Origin of the sequence: Streptomyces sp. NPDC005706, from assembly GCF_040631045.1 — a bacterium.
Lineage (GTDB): Bacteria > Actinomycetota > Actinomycetes > Streptomycetales > Streptomycetaceae > Streptomyces.
On record NZ_JBEXYS010000015.1, the window covers coordinates 73,379 to 96,240 of the forward strand.

Genomic DNA, 22,862 nt, shown 5'->3' on the forward strand with positions numbered 1-22,862 from the left:
GCCTGCTCACGCTCCCGTGGCGACGAGGAGGACGGCGACCGCCAGGACGACGGTGCCGGCGAGCAGCGCGCTCACATAGGTCTGCACATTGCCGGTCTGCGCCCGCCGTACGGCGGCCCCGAGCAGCCGGGGCAGGGCGGCCGCGCCGTGTACGTAGGTCTCGACGACCTCGCGGTCGAGGAACCGGACGAGACTCGCGCCGGCCTGGACCGGGCGGACGAACAGCGCCGAGTACACGGCGTCCAGGTGGAAGCCCGCGGCCGCGTGCCGGTGCAGCGGGCCGAGCAGCAGCCGTCCCGGGTCGGCCGGGTCGGGTGCCTCGGCGATGTCGCCGTAGGCGGGCCGGTGGCTGGCGATGGCCTCGGCCTCGACCAGTCCGGCGTCGCCCTCGGGGTGGGCGGCGACGGCGCCCAGCGGGACCCGGGCGGCGAGCGCGGTGGTGTGCTGCCAGGCGCCGTAGGTGAGGAGTCCGCCGACCACGGCGAGGCCGGTGCCGAGGATGGAGGTGAGGAGGGTCGGGGTCAGGTCGCGACCGTCGAGCCAGCCGGGCAGCGAGCGATAGGCGAGCCCGCCGAAGGCCAGTGACGGCACGGCGAGGACCCACAGCACCACGCTCATCGTCAGCGGCTGGCGGCCGTGGTCGGGAGCCTCGGCGCCGCGGCCGCGGAAGGCCAGCAGCCACAGCCGGGTGGCGTAGGCGGCGGTGAGCAGGGCGGTGACCAGTCCGGCGACGAGTACGAGCCAGCCGGCGGCGCCGGGGGCCTGGGCGGTGTGGCCGGTGGCCACGTGCTCGGCGGCGCCGAGGACGGACTCCTTGGAGAAGAAGCCGCTGAAGGGCGGGATCGCGGCGAGCGCGAGCAGGGCCACGGTCATCGTCCAGTAGGCGTCCGGGATGCGTTCGCGCAGGTGGCCCATGCGCGACATGGCGGCCAGCGAGTTGGTGCCGGCGGCGTGGATGATCACGCCGGCGGCGAGGAACAGCAGCGCCTTGAAGGCGCCGTGCGACAGGAGGTGGAAGACGGCGGCGCCGCGGTCGCCGACGGCGAGGGCGCCGGTCATGTAGCCGAGCTGGCCGATCGTCGAGTAGGCGAGGACGCGCTTGATGTCGTCCTGGGCGAGGGCGGCGAGACCGGAGCCGGTCATGGTGACGGCGGCCATGACGGCGAGGACCACCATCGCGGCCCGTGAGGCCTCGAAGAGCGGGAGGAGACGGGCGACGAAGTAGACACCGGCGGCGACCATCGTCGCGGCGTGGATCAGCGCGGAGACGGGGGTGGGGCCCGCCATCGCGTCGGGGAGCCAGGTGTGCAGCGGGAACTGCGCCGACTTGCCGGCCACGCCCGCGAGCAGCAGCAGGGCGACGACCGTCGGGTGGTCGATGCCGCCGTTCGCGACGGCGCCGAGGACGCGGGGGATGTTGAACGATCCGGCGTCGGTACCCAGGGCGAACAGGCCGATGAGGAACGGCACGTCGCCGAGCTTGGTCACCAGGAAGGCCTTCAGGGAGGCGGCGCGGGCCTCGGGGGTCTCCCAGTAGTGGCCGACCAGGAAGTAGGAGCAGATGCCCATGACTTCCCAGCCGACCAGCAGCACGATCAGGTCGCCGGAGTAGACGACCAGGAACATCGCGGAGGTGAACAGGGAGACAAGGGCGGCGTAGGAGGGGTAGCGCGGGTCGTCGCGCAGGTAGCCGGTCGAGTAGATCTGCACGCAGGCCGCGACGAAGGCGACCAGGACGGCGACGAGCGCGGCGAAGCCGTCGATGTCCAGGGCGAGGTCGATGGGGACCGAGCCGGTGGGCGTCAGCTCGGTGTGGGCCTCGATGGCCCGGCCGCCGCCCTGCCGCACGGCGACCAGCGCGGCCAGTACGAGCGCGGCCAGGGTGGGCAGTACGGCGAGCGGGCGGACGAGACCGGGGGTGGTGCGGCCGAGCAGCAGTCCGGCGGCGGCGCCCAGGAACGGCAGGAGGGGGACTAGGACGGCGAGGGTGGTCGTGGTCACGCGGTGGCCTCAGCCTTCTCGGCCGCGGGGGCGTCGGTGCCGGGGCCGTCGGTGTCGTCGCCGTGGCCCTCGGCGGTGTCGCGGAGCCTGTCGATGTCGGAGGTGCCGCGGTTGCGGTACACGGCGAGCACGATCGCCAGTCCGATGCCGATCTCGGCGGCGGCGATGGCGATGGTGAACAGGGTCAGCGCCTGCCCGGAGTGCAGCGTCTCCGCGGCGGCCCGGCTGAGCCAGACGTCGAAGGCGACCAGGTTGAGGTTGACGGCGTTGAGCATCAGCTCGACGGACATCAGGACGAGGATCGCGTTGCGGCGGGCGAGGACGCCGTACAGGCCGGTGCAGAACAGGAGGGCGGAGAGTACGGCGGGATAGGCGAGGTGCATCAGCGGACGCCTTCCTTCTCGCCGGGGGTGCCGGCCGCGGGGGCGGCGCCGGGGGGCGGATCCGCCGCTGCCGCCTTGCGGGACAGGACGATCGCGCCGACCAGGGCCGCGAGGAGCAGGACGGACAGCGCCTCGAAGGGCAGGACCCAGTTCTGGAACAGGCTCTGGCCGGTGACGCGGGTGGTGCCGGCCGCCGGGCCGTCCAGGTCGATCCAGGTGGTGCGGAACGCGTCGACGACCACCCACACCAGGGCCGCCGCCGCGGCGACAGCGACGGCCAGGGCGGCCCAGCGGTTGCCGGAGTCGGCGTCAGGTGAGCGGCCGATGGGCGCCCTGGTGAGCATCAGACCGAACAGGAGGAGGACGACGACGGAGCCGACGTAGATGAGGACCTGCACCCAGGCGATGAACTCGGCGGTGAGCAGGAGGTACTCGACGGCCAGGCCGCCGAGCGCGACCACCAGCCACAGCGCGGCGTGCACAAGCTGCCGGGTGGTGACGGTGACGAGCGCGGCGCCGAGGGTGACGAGGCCGACGAGAAGGAAGGCGATCTCCACCCCGGTCGGGGACAGGAAGCCGTGCTGGGCCGCGGCGAGGCTCATGACCGTTCCTCCCCCTGCTCGGCGGCTTGCTGGGCGGCGAGCTTCTCGGCGGTCTTGCGGGCCGCGGCGATCTCCTTCGGCTCCTCCGCGCCCGGGTCGAGGGCGGGCGGGGCCGGGACGGTCCACATCCACTCGCGGAGCTTGTCGCGCTCGTGGGTGAGCTCGCGGATGTCGGTCTCGGCGTACTCGAACTCCGGGGACCAGAACAGGGCGTCGAAGGGGCAGACCTCGATGCAGATACCGCAGTACATGCACAGGGAGAAGTCGATGGCGAACCGGTCGAGGACGTTGCGGCTGCGCTCTCGCCCGCCGGGGGCGGCCGGCGGGACCGTCTCCTTGTGCGAGTCGATGTAGATGCACCAGTCCGGGCACTCGCGGGCGCACAGCATGCACACCGTGCAGTTCTCCTCGAACAGCGCGATGACACCGCGCGTGCGGGGCGGCAGTTCGGGCAGGGCGTCGGGGTACTGCTCGGTGACGGTCTTCCTCGTCATCGTGCGCAGGGTGACGGCCAGGCCCTTGGCCAGGCCGCTGCCGGGAATCGGAGCCATGGCTACTGGATCACCACCTTGACGATGCCGGTGAGGGCGATCTGGGCGAGGGAGAGGGGGACGAGGAGGGTCCAGGAGAGTTTCTGGAGCTGGTCCTCACGCAGGCGGGGGTAGGTCACGCGGAGCCAGATGACGACGAAGGCGAGGATCGCGGTCTTCAGCAGGGTCCACAGCCAGCCCAGGCCGTCGGCGCCCCACGGGCCGTGCCAGCCGCCCAGGAAGAGGACGGTGGTCAGACCGCACAGGACGACGATGCCGGCGTACTCGGCGAGCAGGAACAGCGCGAACCGCAGACCGGTGTACTCGGTGTACGCGCCGAAGATGATCTCCGAGTCGGCGACGGGCATGTCGAAGGGCGGGCGCTGCAGCTCGGCGAGGCCGGCCACGAAGAACACGATCGCGCCGACGATCTGCCACGGCAGCCACCACCAGTGGAAGGCGTGCACGATGCCCGGGAGGGAGACCGTGCCGGCCGCCATGGTGACGGAGGCCGCGGCGAGCAGCATGGGCAGCTCGTAGGCGAGGAGCTGGGCCGCCGTGCGCAGGCCGCCGAGCAGGGAGAACTTGTTGGCGCTGGCCCAGCCGGCCATCAGCGAGCCGAGCACGCCGACGCCCATCACCGCGAGGACGAAGAAGACCCCCGCGTCCAGCGCCTGTCCGACGGCCCCCTCGCCCGGCCCGATCGGGATGGCGAGCAGGACGAGCAGGTAGGGCAGCAGGGCCACGGCCGGGGCGAGCTGGAAGACGCGGCGGTCGGCGCCGGCCGGGACCACGTCCTCCTTCTGCGCGAACTTCACACCGTCGGCGATGAGCTGGGCCCAGCCGTGGAAGCCGCCCGCGTACATCGGGCCGAGACGGCCCTGCATGTGGGCCATCACCTTGTGCTCGGTCTGGCCCACGATCAGGGGGAAGGTGAGGAAGACGACGAACACGACCAGGAGTCGCAGGACGACGTCCAGCGCGTCGTTCACCGCGGGCCTCCTGTCGGGTGGTCGGGGGTGGGGGGTTCTTCGGGGCTGGCGTTGTCGGGGGCTGGGGGTACTGCGGGGCTCTGGGGCTCGTGCGCGTCCTGGGGGCGCTGAGTCGGCTGGGCTTCGGGAGCGTCCTGGGGTTCCTGGGGTCGCTCGGGCTCCGTGGCCGGCTCGGCTTCCAGGGCTCGCTCGGTCTCCGTGCCTCGCTCGGGCTCCGTGCCTCGCTCAGCCTTTGTGGCTCGCTCGGCTTCCCGGGCGGGCTCGGCCGTCTGAGCCTGGTCGGCATCGTGGGCTCGCTCGGCCTTCGGGGACTGCTCAGCCTTCGGGGACTGCTCAGCCTTTGTGGCTCGCTCGGCTTCCCGGCCTGGCTCAGCCTCCGGAGCCTGCGCCTCCTGGGTTCGCTCGGCTTCCCGGGCCGGCTCGGCCTTCGAGACCTGCGCCTTCTCGGCTCGCTCAGCCTTCAGGGCCTGCTCAGCCTCCGGAGCCTGCGCCTCCTGGGTTCGCTCAGCCTCCGGGCTCACCTCGGCCTCCGCTGCTTCCTGAGCCCGCTCCGGTTCCCGGGCGGCCTCGGGTCGCTCGTCGAAGGCCGGGCGCGCGTGGTGCCACGGGGCGTCCGAGCTGCGCGGGGCCGCACCTCGGCGGGCGGAGCCGCCCGGCTCCACCGGTTCGGTCGGCTCGGTCGGCTCGGTCGGCTCCGCCGGTGCCGGGGTCCGCTGCGAGGCCGAGCCTCCCGAGGCGCTGCGCGCACGGCGCGGCCGGGCCGGTGCCGGCCCGGGCTCGTGCGCCACCGAAGCCTCCGCGGCCGGCCCCTCCGGCGCCGTCTGCCCGGCGTCTCCCTCGGACGCGGCCTGCTTGCGCACCGCCGCGTCCTCGGCAGGCGCCGCCGACTGGCTCACCGAGCCTTCGCTCGCGCTCCTCGCCCGACGCGGCCGCGCCCCGGCACCGGCGGTGTCTGCGGCACCGCCGACTCCAGCGGCTCCGGCAACTCCCCCGGCTCCAGCAGCTCCAGCAGCAGCCTCCCCGGCCTGGCTGGCGGAGCCCTCCGACGCCGTGCGGGTCCGCCGTACCGGGCGCTCGCCAGCCGCGCGTGCCGGGCGCTCGCCCGCCGCGCGCCCCGCGCCCCGGGCCGGGCGCGCCGGGGCGGGAGGGAGCTGGCCCTTCAGCGGGCCCCACTCGTTCGGGTCGGGGACCCCCGGAGGCAGCATCTGGCGGCGCTTGGGGCCACCGTGGTCGGACTCCCCGGGCTCCTTGGCGCCCGGCCAGGCCTTGGCCACCCGGGCGGCGAGGACGAAGTCCTTGCGCAGGGGGTGCCCCTCGAAGGTCTCCGGGAGGAGCAGGTGCTCCAGGCCCGGGTGGCCCTCGAAGACGACCCCGAACATCTCGTGCGTCTCGCGCTCGTGCCAGGCCGCGCCCGCGTACACGCCGACGGCGGACGGCAGTGCCGGCGCCTCGTGCGGCACGGTCGTGCGGACCAGGAGACGGCGGACCGGGTGGAGGGCCACGACATGGGCCGAGACGCGGAAGCCCGTCCCCGGTTCGTCGACCGCGCTCAGCCAGTCGAAGTAGGTGCACCGCAGGGTGGTGCGGGCCGTCTCCAGGGCGGTGAGCCAGGAGGACGGCGGTACGTCCACCGTCAGGACCTCGTACGACTCCTCTGCCGTGGCGTCGGGGCCGAAGAGTTCCCCGGCGGGTGCGGGCAGCCAGCCGGCCGTGGTCATCACGCGTCCCCTTCCCGGGCGGGCGCCGGGGGCTTCACCAGGTCGCTGCTCAGCGCGGCCGCGGACGGGCGGGCGGTCCCGTACCGGTCCCCGAGCGACTCGGCGGCGATCTTCTCCTGGAGCTTGAGGATGCCCTGGAGCAGCGCCTCTGGGCGCGGCGGGCAGCCCGGTACGTACACGTCGACCGGGATGATCTGGTCGACGCCCTTGGTGACGGAGTACGAGTCCCAGTAGGGGCCGCCGCAGTTGGAGCAGGCACCGAAGGAGATGACGTACTTCGGCTCCGGCATCTGCTCGTACAGGCGCTTCACGGCCGGCGCCATCTTGTCCGTCACCGTTCCCGAGACGACCATCAGGTCGGCCTGGCGGGGGCCCGGCGCGAAGGGGATGACGCCGAGGCGGATGAAGTCGTGGCGGGCCATCGAGGCGGCGATGAACTCGATCGCGCAGCAGGCGAGGCCGAAGTTGAACACCCACAGCGAATAGCGGCGGCCCCAGTTCAGGACCACCTTCATCGGCTCGGGGGCGAGCCGGGCGAGGGCACCCAGCCGCTTGGGCTCCGGAAGCAGGACGGGCTCCGCGGCGGACGGGTTCTCCGTGGCGGACGGGTTCTCCGTGGCGGACGGGTTCACGTCCATGCCAGCACCCCCTTCTTGTAGGCGTACAGCAGGCCCACGGCGAGGAAGCCGAGGAAGATGAACATCTCCACGAGGGTGGCCGCGCCGTAGCCGGGGGCGGCGAAGACCGTCGCCCACGGGAACAGGAAGATCGAGTCGACAGCGAAGATCACGTAGAGGAAGGCGTAGACGTAGTAGCGGACCTGGGTGTGGGCCCAGCCCTCGCCGACGGGGTCGACGCCGCACTCGTAGGTGAGCAGTTTCTCCGGGGTGGGCACCACCGGGCGCAGCAGCCGGCCGGCGCCGAAGGCGACCGCGACGAAGAGCACGCCGACGAGCGCGAGCAGTCCCACGACCGAGTAGGACCGGAAGTAGCCGGCCGCGACGTCCGCCGCGGCGACCGTCGAGTCCCCCAACGTCTCCCGCACCGTCCGCCTCGCTCCCTGACCTAGTGCCCTTGGTGAACCCGGTGCAGTGGACCCCTGTGCTGCGACCTGATTCGAGGATCTGTACGCACGGGAGTCTAGGCCCTGATAAAGACACGGTAAGCGGCCCGTCACGGCGTGAGACGCGGGGACCGGGCGAGGGGTGGGGTTTTCCCCAGGGAACGGGGGCGGTGGACCGCATGGCACAAGGGGCGCCGGGCACGGCAGGCTGGCCCGCATGACCGCTTCCGCCTCCGCCGCCGGCCGGACCGAAGGCTCCGGCCGCCTTCCTTCCGACCGTCTTCCTTCCGACCGCCTGCCGCCCGTCCGTATGGCCCTCGACGCGCACACCTGGAAGGAGATCGCGCATCTCCTGCTGAACCTGCCGGTGGCGCTGTTCGGCTTCACGTACGTGTTCACGGTGGTGCTCGTCAGCGGGGTCCTCACCCTCACGGTGATCGGGCTGCCGCTGCTCGCCGTCTGTCTGCTGGGCGCCCGGCAGCTCGGCAAGCTGGAGCGGAGCCGGTCCCGGGCGCTGCTCGGGGTGCGGGTGGACGAGCCGTCACCGCTGCCGCTCGGCCGGGGCAGGGGGATGTTCCAGCGGCTGTGGCTGGCGCTGAAGGACCCGGTGGGCTGGCGGACGCTGCTGTACGACCTCATCCGGCTGCCCTGGGGCATCCTCACCTTCTGCACCGTGCTGACCTCGCTGTTCGTGCTGTGGCCGGTGCTGCCGTTCATCGCGCGTGGGCTGTCCAACGTGGACCGGGCGATGGTGCGGGGACTGCTGTCGCCCTCCGACGAGCTGGAGCGGCGGATCGCCGAGCTGGAGTCGGACCGGGGGGTCGTGGTCGACACGGCCGCCGCCGACCTGCGCCGCATCGAACGGGACCTGCACGACGGGGCGCAGGCCCGGCTGGTCAACCTCGCCATGGGTTTGGGGCTGGCGAAGGAGAAGCTGCTGGAGGATCCCGACTCGGCCGCCGCGATGGTGGACGAGGCGCACGGCGAGGTGAAGCTCGCGCTGCAGGAGCTGCGCGACCTGGCGCGGGGCATCCACCCCGCGGTGCTGACCGACCGCGGCCTGGACGCGGCCCTGTCCGCCGTCGCCTCCCGCTGCACGGTGCCGGTGAAGGTGACGGCGGACCTGCCGGCCCGGCCCGCCGCGGCCATCGAGGGCATCGCCTACTTCACCGTCTCCGAACTGCTGCAGAACATCAGCAAGCACAGCCGGGCACGCTCCGCCTCGGTCGACGTCTGGCGGACCGAGGACCGGCTGCTGATCCAGGTACGGGACGACGGGGCCGGCGGTGCCCGGCTGGAGAGCGGCAGCGGCATGCGGGGGCTGGCCGAGCGGCTGGGCGCGGTGGACGGCCTGTTCGTGGTCGACTCCCCCCTCGGCGGCCCGACGGTGGTCACGGCGGAGCTGCCCTGGCGGGACCGCAGGGAATAGCCGCCCCGCCCGCGCCATCCCCCCACCCCAGCGGCGCCACCCCACCCGCGGCAACCCGCCACACTCTGGTCGCGCCACCCCGCCCCGCGCCACCTCGCCGGGTCCCGCCCGGCCGCGCGGGGTGGGGAAAACCCCCGGGCCGGGACGCCGACGGCCTCCATGGTTCCCGGGGCCGCGGCCCGCCACGCTGGACACACGGTCGCAGCAGCGCCGCCAGGACGAGGAGAACGGACGACACCGATGGCCACGGAGTACGGACAGGGGTACGGGCGGGGACAAGAGCACCCCGCCGGATCCGGCTTCCCCGCCCACGACGGGGAGCGGCGCCACCGGCTGCCCGCCGCCCTGCGGGCGCCCGTCGAGGCGCGGAGCCTGCGCGAGTTCGGTTATGTGCTGCTGAGCCTGCCGATCGCGATCGTGCTGTTCTGCTGGGCGGTCACGATGGTGTCGCTCGGCGCGGGACTGCTCATCACCTTCCTCGGGGTCCCGGTGCTGGCGGCGGCGCTCGCCGGCTGCCGGGGCTTCGGCGTACTGGAGCGCACGCGCGCGCGTGCGCTGCTGCGCCTGGAGGTGGCCGACCCGGAGCCGCTGCGGGCGGCCAAGCCGGGGGTGTTCGCGTGGATGGGCGCGGTGCTGAAGAGCGGCGCGTCGTGGCGTCATCTGCTCTACGCGCTGCTGCAGTTCCCCTGGGCGGTGTTCTCGTTCGTCGTGGCGCTGAACTTCTGGACGATCGGCTGGGCGCTGCTGACGTATCCGCTGTGGTTCTGGGTGTTCCCGATGTACGCGGGTCAGGGCGGTCTGCAGTTGTACGGCGACGCGCACCACAGCGTCTACCTCGACAACGCGTTCGAGATCACCGTGACGGCGCTGGTGGGTCTGGTGTTCACGCTGGCCACGCCGTGGATCGTGCGGGGTCTGGTGACGGTGGACGGGCTGTTGGTGCGCGGGCTGCTGGGGCCGTCGCGGCTGTCGGCGCGGGTGGTGGAGCTGGAGTCGGACCGGGGGGTCGTGGTGGACACGGCCGCCGCCGACCTGCGCCGCATCGAGCGGGACCTGCACGACGGGGCGCAGGCCCGGCTGGTCGGCCTCGCCATGGATCTGGGGCTGGCGAAGGAGAAGTTGCGGGAGGACCCGCGGGAGGCGGCCCGGATGGTGGAGGACGCGCACGGCGAGGTGAAGACGGCCCTGCAGGAGCTGCGCGACCTGGCGCGGGGCATCCACCCCGCGGTGCTGACCGACCGCGGCCTGGACGCGGCCCTGTCCGCCGTCGCCTCCCGCTGCGCGGTCCCGGTGCGGGTGGAGGTCGATCTGCCGTCCCGGCCCGCCCCCGCGATCGAGGGCATCGCCTACTTCACCGTCTCCGAGCTGCTGCAGAACATCAGCAAGCACAGCCGGGCACGCTCCGCCTCGGTCGACGTCTGGCGGGCCGAGGACCGGCTGCTCGTGCAGGTGATGGACGACGGGGTCGGCGGCGCCGACGCCACCCGGGGCTCGGGACTGGCCGGACTGGCCGGCCGGCTGGACGCGGTGGACGGCGTCCTGGTCGTGGACTCGCCGGCGGGCGGCCCCACCCGGGTGATCGCCGAGCTGCCCTGGCGCGGCTGAGCGGACGCTGACGGGCGCCGGGCCGCGCCGGCAAGGGCGCGTCCGGGCCGGGCGGGAACGCCCGCCGCACGGTTGTTTCCCCCGGTCCTGGGCGCGCCGCCCCGAATGCTGGAATGCTTGACCTCCGTACGAGACGCCGTCGGAAGGTCGGGCTGTGGGGGGCCGGGAGATCGTGGAGAACAGGGTGCGGGTGGTCATCGCCGAGGACTCGGTGCTGCTCAGGGAGGGCCTGACCCGGTTGCTGACCGACCGCGGGCACGACGTCGTGGCCGGTGTCGGGGACGCGGAGGCGCTGCTCAAGACCATCGCCGACCTGGACGCGCAGGGTGAGCTGCCCGATGTGGTGGTGGCGGACGTGCGGATGCCGCCGACCCACACCGACGAGGGGGTGCGGGCGGCCGTGCGGCTGCGCAGGACGCACCCGGGGCTCGGGGTGCTGGTGCTGTCGCAGTACGTCGAGGAGCGGTACGCCACCGAACTGCTGGCCGGTTCCAGCCGGGGCGTGGGTTATCTGCTGAAGGACCGGGTCGCCGAGGTGCGGGAGTTCGTCGACGCGGTGGTGCGGGTCGCCGGGGGCGGTACGGCGCTGGACCCGGAGGTGGTCGCGCAGTTGCTCGGACGCAGCCGCAAGCAGGACGTGCTGGCGGGGCTCACTCCGCGGGAGCGCGAGGTGCTGGGGCTGATGGCGGAGGGCCGGACGAACTCGGCGGTCGCCCGGCAGCTCGTGGTCAGCGACGGGGCCGTGGAGAAGCACGTCAGCAACATCTTCCTGAAGCTCGGCCTGTCCCCGAGCGACGGCGACCACCGGCGTGTTCTGGCCGTTCTGACCTATCTCAACTCGTGACGGACCGACACTCGTCAGCAGGGTGTCAGGGCGTCCGGCTTCTGTGGACACGGGTACCCGGGTGGCGGAAGGCCGGAGGAAGGAATCGTGGAAGAGGCACAGGCGCGGCGAGCCGGTCGAAAGGGGCTACGGCGGCGCGAGGAACCATGAGAATCCAGCGCGACGGGGCGTCTCGAAACGCCGTCCATCATGCGGATGGCCGCCGGAGGGCGACCCTGAGCGACGTAGGGTTGATTCTGGGATGGTCCGTGGGACGACCATTCCCGGACAGCCGCCTCGAAGGAGGTCCAGTTCAGTGACCAGCCAGGTCAGCAGCCCAGCGGAGCAGGCCGACGCGACCGTCGTGGGAGAGCAGCGCAAACCGGGCGGAGCGAAGGACGTGCGGCGCCTGGACCGGGTGATCATCCGGTTCGCGGGGGACTCGGGTGACGGCATGCAGCTCACCGGTGACCGCTTCACCTCGGAGACCGCGTCCTTCGGCAACGACCTCTCCACCCTCCCCAACTTCCCCGCCGAGATCCGCGCCCCCGCGGGCACCCTGCCCGGCGTCTCCTCCTTCCAGCTCCACTTCGCCGACCACGACATCCTCACTCCGGGCGACGCGCCGAACGTGCTGGTCGCGATGAATCCGGCCGCCCTCAAGGCCAACATCGGCGACCTGCCGCGCGGCGCCGAGATCATCGTCAACACGGACGAGTTCACCAAGCGCGCCCTGCAGAAGGTCGGCTACGCCGCCTCCCCGCTGGAGGACGGCTCGCTCGACGGCTACCACCTGCACCCGGTGCCGCTGACGACGCTCACGGTCGAGGCGCTCAAGGAGTTCGACCTCTCCCGCAAGGAGGCCGAGCGCAGCAAGAACATGTTCGCCCTGGGTCTGCTGTCCTGGATGTACCACCGGCCGACCGAGGGCACCGAGAAGTTCCTGAACAGCAAGTTCGCGAAGAAGCCGGAGATCGCGGCCGCGAACATCGCCGCCTTCCGGGCGGGCTGGAACTTCGGTGAGACCACCGAGGACTTCGCGGTCTCCTACGAGGTCGCCCCGGCCGCCAAGGCCTTCCCCGTCGGCACCTACCGCAACATCTCCGGGAACCTCGCCCTGGCCTACGGCCTGGTCGCCGCCTCCCAGCAGGCGGACCTGCCGCTGTTCCTGGGCTCGTACCCGATCACCCCCGCCTCGGACATCCTGCACGAGCTGAGCAGGCACAAGAACTTCGGTGTGCGGACGTTCCAGGCCGAGGACGAGATCGCGGGCATCGGCGCGGCGCTGGGCGCGGCCTTCGGCGGCTCGCTGGCGGTGACGACCACATCCGGTCCCGGGGTCGCCCTCAAGAGCGAGACCATCGGCCTCGCGGTGTCGCTGGAACTGCCGCTACTGGTGGTCGACATCCAGCGCGGCGGCCCGTCGACCGGCCTGCCGACCAAGACCGAGCAGGCGGACCTGCTGCAGGCGATGTACGGCCGCAACGGCGAGGCACCGGTTCCGGTGGTCGCGCCGAAGACCCCCGCGGACTGCTTCGACGCGGCCCTGGAGGCGGCCCGGATCGCGCTCACCTACCGCACTCCGGTGATCCTGCTCTCCGACGGCTACCTCGCCAACGGCTCCGAGCCCTGGCGCATCCCGGACCTGGACGAACTGCCCGACCTCCGGGTCCGGTTCGCCACCGGCCCGAACCACACCCTGGACGACGGCACCGAGGTGTTCTGGCCGTACAAGCGCGACCCGCGGACCCTCGCCCGGCCGTGGGCGGTGCCGGGCACACCGGGCCTGGAGCACCGCATCGGCGGCATCGAGAAGCAGGACGGCACGGGCAACATCTCCTACGACCCGGCCAACCACGACTTCATGGTGCGCACCCGCCAGGCCAAGATCGACGGCATCGACGTCCCGGACGTCGAGGTCGACGACCCGGACGGCGCGCGCACCCTGGTCCTCGGCTGGGGTTCCACCTACGGGCCCATCACGGCGGCGGTACGCAGACTGCGCGCCGCCGGCGAGGCCGTCGCCCAGGCCCACCTGCGCCATCTGAACCCCTTCCCGCGCAACCTGGGCGAGGTGCTCGAGCGGTACGGCAAGGTGGTGATCCCCGAGATGAACCTCGGGCAGCTCGCCACACTGATCCGGGCGAAGTACCTGGTCGACGCCCGCTCGTACAACCAGGTCAACGGCATGCCGTTCAAGGCGGAACAGCTCGCCACCGCGCTGAAGGAGGCCATCGATGACTGACGCCACCAACGGGCTGCTGCAGTTGGTCCCCAAGGCCGAGGCGAAGCAGTCGATGAAGGACTTCAAGTCCGACCAGGAGGTGCGCTGGTGCCCGGGCTGCGGTGACTACGCGATCCTGGCGGCGGTCCAGGGGTTCATGCCCGAGCTGGGGCTGGCCAGGGAGAACATCGTCTTCGTCTCCGGCATCGGCTGCTCCTCCCGCTTCCCGTACTACATGAACACCTACGGGATGCACTCCATCCACGGCCGCGCGCCCGCGATCGCCACCGGCCTCGCCGCCTCCCGCCGCGACCTGAGCGTGTGGGTGGTCACCGGTGACGGCGACGCCCTCTCCATCGGCGGCAACCACCTCATCCACGCCCTGCGCCGCAACGTCAACCTGAAGATCCTGCTGTTCAACAACCGGATCTACGGTCTGACCAAGGGCCAGTACAGCCCGACCTCCGAGATCGGCAAGATCACCAAGTCGACGCCGATGGGCTCCCTGGACGCGCCCTTCAACCCGGTCTCCCTGGCGATCGGCGCGGAGGCGTCCTTCGTCGCCCGGACCATCGACTCCGACCGCAAGCACCTCACCGAGGTGCTGCGCGCGGCCGCCGACCACCCGGGCACGGCGCTGATCGAGATCTACCAGAACTGCAACATCTTCAACGACGGCGCCTTCGACGCCCTGAAGGACCGGCAGCGGGCCGAGGAGGCGCTGATCCGCCTGGAGCACGGGCGGCAGATCCGCTTCGGGGCCGACGGTTCGCGCGGTGTCGTACGCGACCGGCGGACCGGCGATCTGAAGGTGGTGACGGTGACCGCGGAGAACGAGGCGGACGTCCTGGTGCACGACGCGCACTCGGCGTCCCCCACGACCGCCTTCGCCCTGTCCCGGCTCGCCGACCCGGACACCCTGCACCACACCCCGATCGGCGTGTTCCGCTCGGTCGAGCGGCCGGTCTACGACACCGAGATGGCCGACCAGCTCGACTCGGCGATCGAGCAGCACGGCAAGGGCGACCTGGGCGCGCTGCTGGCCGGCGGGGACACCTGGACGGTCGTCGGCTGACGAGCGGCCCGCTCACCGACCAGGGCGGACTCGGCCTAGGAGGCCCGGGACTTCAGTTCCCGGGCCTCGTCGTATGCCAGCCTGGCCTGCTCCACCTCGTCCATGCGCTCGTGCGTCCACCCGGCGAGGGACCGTACCTGCAGCGCCGCCTCCTCGCCGAGACCGGTGAGCGAGTAGTCGACCCGGGGCGGGATCACCGGCTTGGCGTCCCGGTGGACCAGTCCGTCGCGCTCCAGCGTCTGCAGGGTCTGGGTCAGCATCTTCTCGCTGACCCCCCGGCCGCCGTACCGCCCGATGGCCCGGCGCAGCTCGCTGAAGCGGTACGGCCGCTCCAGCAGCTCGATCAGCACGAGGACGCCCCAGCGGCTGGTGAGGTGCTCCAGGACGAGGCGGTACGGGCACTGGGCCTCGGCTTCCGCGGTGGTCATCCGCTCACTTACTGCCATGCCAGTACCTTACTTCAAAGTGGGTACTTTCGCTTGGTTAGCGCCTCTCCTAGGGTTAGTGACACACATACGGAGTCACCGACGGACGCACCCACAAGGAGACCGCGCATCATGAGCATCGTCGTCACCGGAGCCACCGGACACCTCGGCCGCCACGTCGTGGAGCAGTTGCTGGAGAAGGTCCCGGCCGGAGAGATCACCGCCGTCGTGCGCGACGAGGCGAAGGCCGCCGGCCTCGCCGCCCGCGGCGTCCGGCTCGCCGTGGCCGACTACAACGCACCCGAGACCTTCGACGGCCTGTTCCAGGCCGGCGACAGGGTCCTGCTGATCTCCGGCAACGAGTTCGACAAGGGCCGGGTCCAGCAGCACCAGGTCGTCATCGACGCCGCCAAGGCCGCCGGTGTCGCGCTGCTGGCGTACACCAGCGCCCCGGGCACCCTCACGGCCACGCTCGCCGACGACCACCGCGCCACCGAGGCGGCACTGCTCGCCTCCGGCCTGCCCTACAGCCTGCTGCGCAACGGCTGGTACCACGAGAACTACACCGAGAACCTCGCCCCGGTGCTGGAGCACGGCGCGGTCGTCCAGGCCGCCGGCGACGGCCGGGTCTCCTCGGCCTCCCGCGCCGACTACGCGGCCGCCGCGGTCGCGGTGCTGACCGGCGAGGGCCACGAGAACTCGACTTACGAGCTGGGCGGCGACGAGGCGTGGAGCTTCGCCGAGTACGCGGCCGAGCTGAGCCGGCGGACCGGCCGGGAGATCGCCTACACCCCGGTACCGGTCGAGACGCTCGAGTCCATCCTGGCGGGCGCCGGGCTGCCCGGGCCGCTGGCCGCGGTGCTGGCCGGCGTGGACGCCTCGATCGAGAAGGGCGAACTGGTCGTCTCCACCGGCGACCTCTCCCGCCTGACGGGCCGTCCGACCACCCCGCTCGCCGAGGCCGTCGCCGCCGCCCTCAAGGGCTGAACCCGCCGCCCGGAACCCCAGGGCCACCCGCGGCCCCCGTCTGTCATGACCGTATGGCGATACGGGCATGACAGACGGGGCCGCCCGGCGCTACCTTCTTCCTCGCACACATGGCTGAGGCGAGAAGGAGGGGCCCATGGCCGGGACGTCCACAGGAGAGCACCGGACAGGCCTGGTGAACGGTTTCGCCGCGTACGGGATGTGGGGCCTGGTCCCGCTGTTCTGGCCGCTGCTGAAGCCCGCCGGAGCCATGGAGATCCTGGCCCATCGCATGGCGTGGTCCCTCGTCTTCGTCGCCGTCGCCCTTCTCTTCGTACGCCGCTGGGCCTGGGCCGGGGAGCTGCTGCGGCAGCCGCGGCGGCTGGCGCTCGTCGTGGTGGCCGCCGCCGTCATCACCGTGAACTGGGGCGTCTACATATGGGCCGTGAACTCCGGCCATGTGGTCGAGGCGTCCCTCGGGTACTTCATCAACCCGCTGGTGACCATCGCGATGGGCGTGCTGCTGCTCAAGGAGCGGCTGCGGCGCGCGCAGTGGGCCGCGGTCGGGGTCGGCTTCGCCGCCGTCGCCGTCCTGACCGTCGGCTACGGCCGCCCGCCGTGGATCTCGCTCTGCCTGGCGTTCTCGTTCGCCACCTACGGGCTGGTGAAGAAGAAGGTCGCCCTCGGCGGCGTCGAGTCGCTGGCCGCCGAGACAACGGTCCAGTTCGTGCCCGCGCTCGGCTACCTGATCTGGCTCGGCGTGCACGGCGGATCCACCTTCACCACCGGCGGCACCGGCCACTCCCTGCTGCTCGCCTCCACCGGAGTCGTCACGGCGCTGCCGCTGGTCTGCTTCGGCGCGGCGGCGATCCGGGTGCCGCTGTCCACCTTGGGACTGCTGCAGTACCTGGCCCCGGTCTTCCAGTTCCTGCTCGGCATCCTCTACTTCCACGAGGCGATGCCGCCGGAGCGCTGGGCCGGATTCGCCCTGGTGTGGCTGGCGCTGACCCTGCTCACCTGGGACGCCGTGCGGGCCACCCGGAAGCCCCGGGTGGTCGCCGTGTCGCCGCTCGTCGAGGCCGCCGACCCCGCTCAGGTGGACGTCCGCCGGGTCGGTTGACGCCGATAGCCGGTGCGGGCCCGCGCGGGGCGCTATAAGTGGTGAGCATGTCCACAGACACGCCCGCATCCGCGTCCGCTCCGGCCCCGCTGCGCTGGAAACTCGTCATCGACGCCGCAGACCCGCACACCCAGGCGGACTTCTGGGCCGCCGCGCTGCACTACGAGGCCGAGGACAACAGCGCGCTCATCGAACGGCTGCTGTCCCTCGGCCAACTGCCCGGCCAGGCCACCGTCGAGTACCACGGCCGCCCCGCCTTCCGGGACCTGGTCGCCGTACGGCACCCCGAGGACCCCTACGACCCGGACACCGGCATCGGGATGGGCAGGCGGCTGCTCTTCCAGCGCGTCCCGGAGGCGAAGACGGTCAAGAACCGGCTGCACATCGATGTGCAGGCCGGTGCCGGGCGCCGCGCGGACGTGGTGGCCCGGCTGGAGTCCCTGGGCGCGCGGGTGCTGCGCGAGGTCAAGGAGCACGCCGGCGAGTGGGTGCTGATGGCCGACCCGGAGGACAACGAGTTCTGCGTCGCGTAGGCCGTCGGCGGTGCCGGCGGCGCCGGCCTGCTACGCCCGCGCCGCCCCGGCCGCGCGGTCGGTCAGGCGGACCATGCGCGAGCGTGCCGACTCCAGGGGCTCCGGGTCGCCGGCCGCGGGGCCGGGCTCCGTGGTGAGGTCCGTCCACAGGCCGAGGAGGTCGTGGCCCAGCCGCAGCCCCTCCTCCGTGTCGCGCACCGCGCGCCAGGCGGTGGCAGCGCTGCGCACGTTGCCGTAGGCCGCCTCCGCGTCGCACGCCTGCCGGCGCAGCCGGGCGAGGTCCAGGGAGAGGTGGAAGGAACGCACCGGGTCGCCCGCGAGGTAGGCGATGTAGGCGGTCAGTTCGCCCAGGTGTAGCACCTCCGGGTGGCGGGGGCCCAGTACCGCGGAGGCCTCGGCGACCGTGCGGTCGGCGAGTTCAGCCGCCGCCTCGATACGGCCGTCCCGGACGGCCTCGTTGATCCGCGCCATCGGCTCGGTGAGCAGTTCGGCGCCTTCCGCGGTCTCGGTCACGGGCGTGTCCCCCAGGACTTCCTCGGCCACGGCGTCGAAGCCGCGGGCGGGGGTGGGAGTCGGGGACGAGGCCGGGGCGGGCTCGGGGTCGTGCAGGGGTGCGTCCGGGAGGGACGCGGGTGCCGCGGGGGTCACGCGGACGGGCCGTGAGATGACCGGCTCGGGGTGCGGTGCGGGTGCGACGGGGGATTGCCCGGCACGCGGCGCGGGCATCGGAGCGACCTGCTCGGGGTGCTCCGTGGGCGCTGGGCTCATGATCTGGGGCCCGTACGCGGGGACGGGAGCCGGCATCCGGGTTCCGGCGGCGGTCCGGGCGCCGGGTACGGCGCCCATGACCGGCGGCGGCCCGAACCGCCCCTGCGGCGCCCGCGCCGGGCCGGGGCCCACCGCGACCGGCCCGGACGCCGTCGCACCGGGCGTCACCGCACCCGGCCCGCCCGTCCCCGCCTCCGGGGCGACCCGCACCGGGTCCCCGGCCACCCGGCTGGAGCCGTCCGCCGAGACCTCCAGGGGGACCACGCAGCCCGCGCGGTCGTCGTGGATCGTGGCGCGTATCGGGGTCCCCAGGCTGATGGCGAGGCGCTGGAGGTGGTTCAGCACGGCCTGCTGGATCCCCTCGCCCGGCGCCGCGACGACCGCCGTCCCGCCCACCGAGGCACTGCCCGTGCCGGACACCCGGACGGCCACCGCCGCGGGGTGTGCCACGGGCTGGTGTGCCCGCTTCTTCTCGAAGCTGAGTCGAGACATCGGTTCCCTCACTCCCCCGGCGCCACGATCCGGTCCGTACGCGTCCTGCCGACCAGTGTGTCCGTTCCAGCCCGGTTCCCGCGTCACCGCGACGTCACAGCCTCGCACCAGCCGCCGCCCGAAGCCCCCGGAGCCGGCCCTTGAAACAGAGTGCTTGCGTGTGCATAAAATGCACACGCCCTTATTCGCGGTGCGACATCAACCATTACGGGGGACCCATGAGCCGCCGCTTTCTCTTCGTCCTGGGCAGTGCCCGGCCCGACGGCAACACCGAACAGCTGGCCCGCGCGGCCGCCGAACAGCTCCCCGCTGACGTCGAGCAGCGCTGGATCCGTCTCATCGACCACCCGCTGCCCGACTTCACGGACCTGCGGCACGACACCGACCACGTCCGGCCGGCCGCGGACACCCCGGCCGGCCTGCTGCTGGACGCCACCCTCGCGGCCACGGACCTGGTGATCGCCTCCCCGCTGTACTGGTACTCGGTCTCCGGCCACACCAAGCGGTACCTGGACTACTGGTCGGCCTGGCTGCGCACTCCGGGCCTCGACTTCAAGGCGACGATGGCGGGGCGCACCCTGTGGGGTGTCTCGGCCCGGGCGGACCGGGAGCCGTCGGTCGCCGACCCGCTCGCCGGCACGCTCAACAACTCGGCCGCCTATCTGGGGATGCGCTTCGGCGGTGTGCTGCTCGGCAACGGCAGCGCGCCCGGTGACGTGGCCAGGGACACCGACGCGCTCACGCGCGCGAAGACGTTCTTCGCAGGGGAGGCACCTCTCGCTCGCTTCCCGTACCAGGAGGGCTGAGCGGGTCTAGGCGCTGATGTCCTTCGTCGTGAACCGCGCCCAGGCCGCCGAGCCGAACACGGCCGCGTACAGCGCCTGGAGGCCGAGGTTCTTCACCAGGTCGTCCCAGTAGACGGGGTCGCGCATCAGGTCGGCGAAGGACAGCCAGTAGTGCGAGAAGAAGTACGGCCGCGGCGCGTGCAACTGGGGTATCTGGTCGAGGATCTGAACGGTGATGAGCAGGCCCACGGTGGTCGCCATCGCCGCGATACCGCTGTTGGTCAGGGTGGACACGAACAGGCCGAGCGCCGCGACACCGACCAGTGAGGCGGCGACGGCCAGCGCGATCAGCAGCGCCCGGCCGAGGCCCTCGGCGAAGGTGATGCTGGTGCCGGAGATGGTGGTGAGGTCGCCGAGCGGGAACAGCAGCGCGCCGGTGGCCAGCGCGGACACGGCCACGACCAGGGTGGCCAGCAGACAGAAGGCCATGACCGTCGCGTACTTGGTGAGCAGCAGCCGGGTGCGGCCGGCCGGGGCGACCAGCAGATAGCGCAGGGTCCCGGCACCGGCCTCGCCGGCGATCGAGTCGCCCGCGACGACGCCGACCGCCATCGGCAGGAAGAACGGCAGGGTCGCGGCCAGCGCCGTGAACACCAGGAACAAGCCGTTGTTGGTGATCTGGGCCATGAACGCCGGCCCCTCGCCACCGCCGCCGTCCGCCCCCGGGCCGCCCCGCGTCTCGATCCGCACCGCGATCCCGACCAGCACCGGTACCGCCGCCAGCACCGCGAGCAGCGCGAGCGTGCGCCAGCGGCGCAGCGTGGTGACCAGCTCGCTGCGCAGCAGCCCGAAGGTCCACAGCGGACTCGGCCCACGCCCGGCCGGCGCCCCGAGTGGCTCAGCCCGCGACATCGAAGCCCTCCCCGGTCAGCGCCACGAACGCGTCCTCGAGCGAGGCCCGTTCGAGGGTGAAGCCCCGTACCCGGACGCCCGCCGCGACCAGGGCCGCGTTCACCTCCGCGAGGTCCCGCTCGGGCGGCTCGCCGGTCACCCGGTCGCCGTCGGCGACGACGTCCGCGACGCCCTGCTCCTTGAGCACCCGGGCCGCCTCGGCGGGATCCGGCGTGCTCACCGCCAGCCGGCCGCGGGCCCCGGCGGCCAGGTCGGCGACCGCGCCCTGGGTGATCAGGCGGCCCTGCGCCATCACCGCCGCGTGCGTGCACACCTGCTCGATCTCGTCCAGGAGGTGGGAGGACAGGAACACGGTCGTACCGTCCAACGCCAGTTCCTTCACCAGGGCGCGGATCTCCCGCATGCCCTGCGGGTCGAGTCCGTTGGTGGGCTCGTCCAGCACGAGCAGTGCGCGCGGCTGGAGCAGGGCGGCGGCCAGGCCGAGGCGCTGCTTCATGCCGAGCGAGTACGCCCTCGCCTTCTTGCCCGCCGCGGCCGTCAGGCCCACCCGGTCGAGGGCGGCCGCGACGCGGGCGCGCCGGGTGCGCGGGTCGGCCGTCGGGTCGGCGGCGTCGTAGCGCAGCAGGTTGTCCCGGCCGGACAGGAAGCCGTACAGGGCCGGCCCCTCGATCAGCGCGCCGACCCGCGGCAGGACGGCGCGGGCGGACCGGGGCATGGGCCGGCCCAGGACGCGGGCCGTGCCCGAGGTCGGCTCGATCAGGCCCATCAGCATGCGGATGGTGGTGGTCTTGCCGGAGCCGTTCGGGCCGAGGAAGCCGAAGACGCTGCCCGCCGGGACGGTCAGGTCGAGACCGTCGACGGCGAGCTGTCCGCCGCGGTAGCGCTTGGTGAGGCCGCGCGTGGCGATGACGTGCTCCGGCGCGTCCCCCGGTTCACGCTCCGCGGCGGACGGTTCGTCCATCGGCTCCCCCTCGGTTCCCCGTGCCCGCTCCTGCCCGTCCACTGCCCGGGGAGGATCACTTCCTGCCCGGGGAGGATCACTTCCCCGCGTCCGCCGCCTTCACGAGCGCGTCCTTGGTCACCGCGCCGGCGTACACCTTGCCGTCGTCGGTGATCAGGGCGTTGACCAGGCGGGTGGAGAACACCGTGCCCTCGCCGAACTTGCCGGAGACCTGGTCGCCGAGCGAGCCGAGGAAGCCGCCGAGCGCACCGCCCTGGTCGCCGGACGGCACACCGCCCTGGCTGCCGGTGTCGAAGGTGGCGACCGACGTCCAGCCCTTGCCGAGCACGGTGGCGCCGTCGAGGCCATCGGCGAGGCCCTCACCGCCCTTGGGGGCGTGCTCCGGCGCCCTGCCCTTGCCGCCGTCCTTCTCCTCGGTGATCTTCGCGCCCTTGGGCGGGGTGAAGTCGAAGGTGGAGGCGGCCGGCCTGGCGAAGGAGACCTGGGTGAAGCCCGCGTCGAGCACGGCGGCGCCGCCGCTCCTCGGGGTGAGGGTGAACTTCAGCGGCAGGCCCGTCTTCGCGTCCACGGCGATGCTGATGGCGCCGACCGTGGTGCCGGACTGCCTGGGCTTGATCAGCAGCTTGTAGGCGTCCCGCCCGGCGACCTGCGCGGTGCCGTCGACGGTCACGGACGTGGTGTCGTCGACCGCCTTCAGGGCCTCGTCGGCGAAGCCCTTCGGCGTGGCCGGCGGCTGCTCCGCCCGGTGCTGCCCGCCGGAGCCGGCGGTGGCGGAGTGGTGGACCTCGTTGCTCTTGCTGTCGTAGCCCCAGACGTCCTTGCCGTCGTGGATGAGGCTGTACTCGGAGCCGCTCTCCAGCAGCGACAGCTTCTGCCGGTCCGGGCCGTCGGTGGCCACGCGCAGCGTGTGCGTGCCGGAGACCAGCTCGGTGAGCTTGGATCGCGGGTCCGCGGCGGAGCCGTCACCGTCACCGCGGGCCGCGCCGGACATCAGTCCGCTCTCCAGGCCGCCGAGGTCCGGCAGGCCGAGGTCGGTGCTGACCTTCACCGTGCCGGACAGCTGCTGCACGTCCGACTTGGCGATCTTGTCGATGAGCTGCTGTGCGGTGATCTTCGGCAGATCGGGGTCACCGGAGTCGGCGAGCGCCGGGACCAGCCCGATCGTGGCCGCCGCCACCCCCACCACCGCGACCGGGACCACGTACCGGGCGGCCTTGCGGCGTCCGGTGGGCAGGTCCTCGTCACGCGCGGCGCCCGTTGCGTCGTCGGATTCGTACGGTGCCATCTGTGCCTTACCTCCGTCGTCGGCGGCGGCTGTCCCCACACTGGTCCACCTGAGCCGCCATTCTCACCCGAATCGGTGAGGAGTGGTGATTTCCGTGGTTTCCATATGACCAAATCGGCCGTGAGGAAGCGTCAGACCACGGCACCAACTCCGTGTACGCCTGCGGTATG

At 72.6% G+C, this 22,862-nt stretch carries 22 protein-coding genes; 9 read left to right on the forward strand and 13 right to left on the reverse strand.

What is annotated here, in order from left to right:
* Positions 1-6: 6 nt before the first annotated feature.
* The 8 genes from ABZ478_RS23530 to ABZ478_RS23565 are packed head-to-tail and all read right to left on the reverse strand — an operon-like array spanning position 7 to position 7,271.
* The gene (locus ABZ478_RS23530; RefSeq protein WP_359552438.1) at positions 7-2,001 is read right to left on the reverse strand and encodes an NADH-quinone oxidoreductase subunit L; all 1,995 of its coding nucleotides are present in this window, start codon (positions 1,999-2,001) and stop codon (positions 7-9) included.
* Positions 1,998-2,384 carry an NADH-quinone oxidoreductase subunit NuoK gene (nuoK, locus tag ABZ478_RS23535; RefSeq protein WP_359552440.1) on the reverse strand — a complete coding sequence of 129 codons (387 nt, stop codon included), beginning with the start codon at positions 2,382-2,384 and terminating at the stop codon, positions 1,998-2,000. Before nuoK ends, ABZ478_RS23530 begins: the two co-directional genes overlap by 4 nt.
* Complete coding sequence (locus tag ABZ478_RS23540) at positions 2,384-2,986, reverse strand: NADH-quinone oxidoreductase subunit J (protein ID WP_359552441.1); 603 nt, start codon at positions 2,984-2,986, stop codon at positions 2,384-2,386. The genes nuoK and ABZ478_RS23540 overlap by 1 nt, the downstream gene beginning before the upstream one ends.
* Positions 2,983-3,537 (reverse strand): NADH-quinone oxidoreductase subunit I, encoded by a 555-nt coding sequence (locus tag ABZ478_RS23545; protein ID WP_359552443.1) that lies wholly within the window; start codon positions 3,535-3,537, stop codon positions 2,983-2,985. Before ABZ478_RS23545 ends, ABZ478_RS23540 begins: the two co-directional genes overlap by 4 nt.
* 2 nt (positions 3,538-3,539) lie before the next feature.
* Complete coding sequence (locus ABZ478_RS23550; RefSeq protein WP_359552445.1) at positions 3,540-4,508, reverse strand: complex I subunit 1 family protein; 969 nt, start codon at positions 4,506-4,508, stop codon at positions 3,540-3,542.
* Positions 4,505-6,226: an NADH-quinone oxidoreductase subunit C gene (locus ABZ478_RS23555; RefSeq protein WP_359552446.1), complete on the reverse strand. Its 1,722-nt coding sequence runs from the start codon at positions 6,224-6,226 to the stop codon at positions 4,505-4,507. Before ABZ478_RS23555 ends, ABZ478_RS23550 begins: the two co-directional genes overlap by 4 nt.
* A complete protein-coding gene (locus ABZ478_RS23560) occupies positions 6,226-6,864 on the reverse strand; it encodes an NADH-quinone oxidoreductase subunit B family protein (RefSeq protein ID WP_359552448.1) in 639 nt (212 codons plus the stop codon). The genes ABZ478_RS23555 and ABZ478_RS23560 overlap by 1 nt, the downstream gene beginning before the upstream one ends.
* Positions 6,855-7,271, reverse strand: a complete 417-nt coding sequence (locus ABZ478_RS23565) for an NADH-quinone oxidoreductase subunit A (RefSeq protein ID WP_359552449.1) — start codon at positions 7,269-7,271, stop codon at positions 6,855-6,857. Before ABZ478_RS23565 ends, ABZ478_RS23560 begins: the two co-directional genes overlap by 10 nt.
* A 235-nt stretch (positions 7,272-7,506) precedes the next feature.
* Between ABZ478_RS23565 and ABZ478_RS23570 the strand changes: the two genes are divergently transcribed.
* The 5 genes from ABZ478_RS23570 (at position 7,507) to ABZ478_RS23590 (ending at position 14,445) form a co-directional block, all read left to right on the forward strand.
* Positions 7,507-8,718, forward strand: coding sequence for a sensor domain-containing protein (locus ABZ478_RS23570; protein ID WP_359552450.1), 1,212 nt, complete (start codon positions 7,507-7,509; stop codon positions 8,716-8,718).
* Between the two features lie 240 nt (positions 8,719-8,958).
* On the forward strand, positions 8,959-10,323 hold the full coding sequence (locus tag ABZ478_RS23575; protein WP_359552452.1) for a sensor domain-containing protein: 1,365 nt from the start codon (positions 8,959-8,961) through the stop codon (positions 10,321-10,323).
* Between the two features lie 184 nt (positions 10,324-10,507).
* Positions 10,508-11,167: a response regulator transcription factor gene (locus tag ABZ478_RS23580; RefSeq protein WP_351667852.1), complete on the forward strand. Its 660-nt coding sequence runs from the start codon at positions 10,508-10,510 to the stop codon at positions 11,165-11,167.
* A gap of 295 nt (positions 11,168-11,462) precedes the next feature.
* A complete protein-coding gene (locus ABZ478_RS23585; RefSeq protein WP_359552454.1) occupies positions 11,463-13,391 on the forward strand; it encodes a 2-oxoacid:acceptor oxidoreductase subunit alpha in 1,929 nt (642 codons plus the stop codon).
* Positions 13,384-14,445 (forward strand): 2-oxoacid:ferredoxin oxidoreductase subunit beta, encoded by a 1,062-nt coding sequence (locus ABZ478_RS23590; RefSeq protein WP_359552456.1) that lies wholly within the window; start codon positions 13,384-13,386, stop codon positions 14,443-14,445. Before ABZ478_RS23585 ends, ABZ478_RS23590 begins: the two co-directional genes overlap by 8 nt.
* Positions 14,446-14,480: 35 nt before the next feature.
* Here ABZ478_RS23590 and ABZ478_RS23595 read toward each other — a convergent pair whose 3' ends face one another.
* Positions 14,481-14,891 carry a helix-turn-helix domain-containing protein gene (locus ABZ478_RS23595; protein WP_359552458.1) on the reverse strand — a complete coding sequence of 137 codons (411 nt, stop codon included), beginning with the start codon at positions 14,889-14,891 and terminating at the stop codon, positions 14,481-14,483.
* A 111-nt stretch (positions 14,892-15,002) separates the two neighbouring features.
* Between ABZ478_RS23595 and ABZ478_RS23600 the strand changes: the two genes are divergently transcribed.
* The 3 genes from ABZ478_RS23600 to ABZ478_RS23610 all read left to right on the forward strand — a co-directional run bounded on the left by ABZ478_RS23600 (position 15,003) and on the right by ABZ478_RS23610 (position 17,489).
* Positions 15,003-15,857: an SDR family oxidoreductase gene (locus ABZ478_RS23600; RefSeq protein ID WP_359552460.1), complete on the forward strand. Its 855-nt coding sequence runs from the start codon at positions 15,003-15,005 to the stop codon at positions 15,855-15,857.
* A gap of 136 nt (positions 15,858-15,993) precedes the next feature.
* Complete coding sequence (gene rarD / locus ABZ478_RS23605; RefSeq protein ID WP_359552461.1) at positions 15,994-16,956, forward strand: EamA family transporter RarD; 963 nt, start codon at positions 15,994-15,996, stop codon at positions 16,954-16,956.
* Positions 16,957-17,003: 47 nt separating this feature from the next.
* Positions 17,004-17,489 (forward strand): VOC family protein, encoded by a 486-nt coding sequence (locus ABZ478_RS23610; protein ID WP_359552463.1) that lies wholly within the window; start codon positions 17,004-17,006, stop codon positions 17,487-17,489.
* Positions 17,490-17,519: 30 nt separating this feature from the next.
* Here the strand turns inward: ABZ478_RS23610 and ABZ478_RS23615 are convergent, their stop codons facing one another.
* Positions 17,520-18,749: a tetratricopeptide repeat protein gene (locus ABZ478_RS23615; protein WP_359552465.1), complete on the reverse strand. Its 1,230-nt coding sequence runs from the start codon at positions 18,747-18,749 to the stop codon at positions 17,520-17,522.
* A gap of 218 nt (positions 18,750-18,967) precedes the next feature.
* Here ABZ478_RS23615 and ABZ478_RS23620 point away from each other — a divergent pair, with 218 nt between their 5' ends.
* Positions 18,968-19,555, forward strand: coding sequence for an NAD(P)H-dependent oxidoreductase (locus tag ABZ478_RS23620; RefSeq protein WP_359552467.1), 588 nt, complete (start codon positions 18,968-18,970; stop codon positions 19,553-19,555).
* A 6-nt stretch (positions 19,556-19,561) separates the two neighbouring features.
* Here the strand turns inward: ABZ478_RS23620 and ABZ478_RS23625 are convergent, their stop codons facing one another.
* From ABZ478_RS23625 to ABZ478_RS23635, 3 genes are all read right to left on the reverse strand, one after another.
* A complete protein-coding gene (locus ABZ478_RS23625; RefSeq protein ID WP_359552469.1) occupies positions 19,562-20,446 on the reverse strand; it encodes an ABC transporter permease in 885 nt (294 codons plus the stop codon).
* Complete coding sequence (locus ABZ478_RS23630) at positions 20,433-21,407, reverse strand: ABC transporter ATP-binding protein (protein ID WP_359552471.1); 975 nt, start codon at positions 21,405-21,407, stop codon at positions 20,433-20,435. The genes ABZ478_RS23625 and ABZ478_RS23630 overlap by 14 nt, the downstream gene beginning before the upstream one ends.
* Before the next feature lie 76 nt (positions 21,408-21,483).
* Positions 21,484-22,692, reverse strand: coding sequence for a DUF2092 domain-containing protein (locus ABZ478_RS23635; protein ID WP_359552473.1), 1,209 nt, complete (start codon positions 22,690-22,692; stop codon positions 21,484-21,486).
* Positions 22,693-22,862: the final 170 nt, after the last annotated feature.

Coding starts and splice junctions, on each gene's coding strand:
- ABZ478_RS23625 (WP_359552469.1), bottom strand. CDS start 20,446: ATGTCGCGGGCTGAGCCACTCGGGGCGCCGGCCGGGCGTGGGCCGAGT.
- ABZ478_RS23635 (WP_359552473.1), bottom strand. CDS start 22,692: ATGGCACCGTACGAATCCGACGACGCAACGGGCGCCGCGCGTGACGAG.
- ABZ478_RS23540 (WP_359552441.1), bottom strand. CDS start 2,986: ATGAGCCTCGCCGCGGCCCAGCACGGCTTCCTGTCCCCGACCGGGGTG.
- ABZ478_RS23610 (WP_359552463.1), top strand. CDS start 17,004: ATGTCCACAGACACGCCCGCATCCGCGTCCGCTCCGGCCCCGCTGCGC.
- ABZ478_RS23590 (WP_359552456.1), top strand. CDS start 13,384: ATGACTGACGCCACCAACGGGCTGCTGCAGTTGGTCCCCAAGGCCGAG.
- ABZ478_RS23620 (WP_359552467.1), top strand. CDS start 18,968: ATGAGCCGCCGCTTTCTCTTCGTCCTGGGCAGTGCCCGGCCCGACGGC.
- ABZ478_RS23560 (WP_359552448.1), bottom strand. CDS start 6,864: ATGGACGTGAACCCGTCCGCCACGGAGAACCCGTCCGCCACGGAGAAC.
- ABZ478_RS23570 (WP_359552450.1), top strand. CDS start 7,507: ATGACCGCTTCCGCCTCCGCCGCCGGCCGGACCGAAGGCTCCGGCCGC.
- nuoK (WP_359552440.1), bottom strand. CDS start 2,384: ATGCACCTCGCCTATCCCGCCGTACTCTCCGCCCTCCTGTTCTGCACC.
- rarD (WP_359552461.1), top strand. CDS start 15,994: ATGGCCGGGACGTCCACAGGAGAGCACCGGACAGGCCTGGTGAACGGT.
- ABZ478_RS23600 (WP_359552460.1), top strand. CDS start 15,003: ATGAGCATCGTCGTCACCGGAGCCACCGGACACCTCGGCCGCCACGTC.
- ABZ478_RS23545 (WP_359552443.1), bottom strand. CDS start 3,537: ATGGCTCCGATTCCCGGCAGCGGCCTGGCCAAGGGCCTGGCCGTCACC.
- ABZ478_RS23630 (WP_359552471.1), bottom strand. CDS start 21,407: ATGGACGAACCGTCCGCCGCGGAGCGTGAACCGGGGGACGCGCCGGAG.
- ABZ478_RS23595 (WP_359552458.1), bottom strand. CDS start 14,891: ATGGCAGTAAGTGAGCGGATGACCACCGCGGAAGCCGAGGCCCAGTGC.
- ABZ478_RS23575 (WP_359552452.1), top strand. CDS start 8,959: ATGGCCACGGAGTACGGACAGGGGTACGGGCGGGGACAAGAGCACCCC.
- ABZ478_RS23615 (WP_359552465.1), bottom strand. CDS start 18,749: ATGTCTCGACTCAGCTTCGAGAAGAAGCGGGCACACCAGCCCGTGGCA.
- ABZ478_RS23555 (WP_359552446.1), bottom strand. CDS start 6,226: ATGACCACGGCCGGCTGGCTGCCCGCACCCGCCGGGGAACTCTTCGGC.